Source organism: Massilia sp. CMS3.1 (assembly GCF_051262535.1).
Lineage (GTDB): Bacteria > Pseudomonadota > Gammaproteobacteria > Burkholderiales > Burkholderiaceae_D > Telluria.
Window position 1 is genome coordinate 1 of record NZ_JBIMES010000067.1, and the last position, 1102, is coordinate 1102.

The window sequence follows — 1102 nt, forward strand, 5'->3', positions numbered from 1 at the left end:
GTCAAGTCGCCAAGCATAGCCTTTGCACGGAACAAAGGCCAGCTACGGCGAGGTAAATGATCGCACGAAACTAAACAGTTAAGCCGCCGAGACGAGTTTCAGAATCCGGGGCAAAATGGCCTCGTCCGGGGGTAGCAAATGTCGCAGATTAAGCGTTTTTCGCTACATCGGTGATCTCATTCCAGAGTGAAAACGCTGTAGTACGGACGTGCCGGTACCGCTGCGCCGAGAGGCCGTTGCGCTGGCACCGGAAGACGTTGTTGATGGGCCCATGTGCCGAAAGAAAACGCTGCGCATGCCTGGGTGACTTGTAACGGCGCATCTGCCGCTCTCGCTGCCGCGTCGGTTGGTGCGATAGCTCAGCACAATTGTTCAATCCCTTATGCTGGCGATGCTCGACGCCCGGCATGATCTGAACCTTGGCGGCAGCATAACTCTTCAGCTTGTCGGTAATCAGAACCCGTGGCGCATAGCGCAAGCCCTTGAGAAGCTTGCGAAAGAATCGTTTGGCGGCCTGACGGTTGCGCCTGCTCTGCACGAGTACATCCAGGGCATGGCAGTCCTGGTCAACCGCGCGCCAGAGGTAGTGGTGTTTGCCCTTGATCGTCAGAACTACCTCGTCGAGATGCCGTTTGTCGACCCGTCGTGGCTGACGCCGACGCAACTCACTGGCATATTGCTGGCCGAACCGCAGAGTCCATTGGCGGATCGTCTCGTAGGTCACGACGATACCCCGACTGGCCATAACTCTTCGACGTCGCGAAAGCTCAGCGAAAAACGGAAGTAGAGCCACACTACATGGCTGATGATCTCGCGAGGGTAACCATAGCCACGGTAAAGTTGGGAATTTGTCATCCCGGTATTTTAAAAAGGCACGGCGCGGTACAGCAAGTTGACACCACCGTGCGTTTGCAGCAAGTGCGTGGCATCGGGCCACCGAGCGCAACGGCTCTCGTGCGAATTATAGGATTTGAATTGTAGGTGTCGGCGTGGCTGTGCGCCAGTAGCGAAGCTCCTTTGCTACTATTACTTAGTCAGAGCTCGAAGACGGCACGTTGGCTATTCAGTCGGTGGTTAGCAATGGGCGTCGGGGTAGTTGTCC

The 1102-nt window shown here is 56.3% G+C and carries 1 pseudogene; it reads right to left on the reverse strand.

Annotated elements, in window-relative coordinates:
* Positions 1-148: 148 nt before the first annotated feature.
* Positions 149-855, reverse strand: a pseudogene (locus ACHAC9_RS24440) (IS6 family transposase).
* Positions 856-1102: the final 247 nt, after the last annotated feature.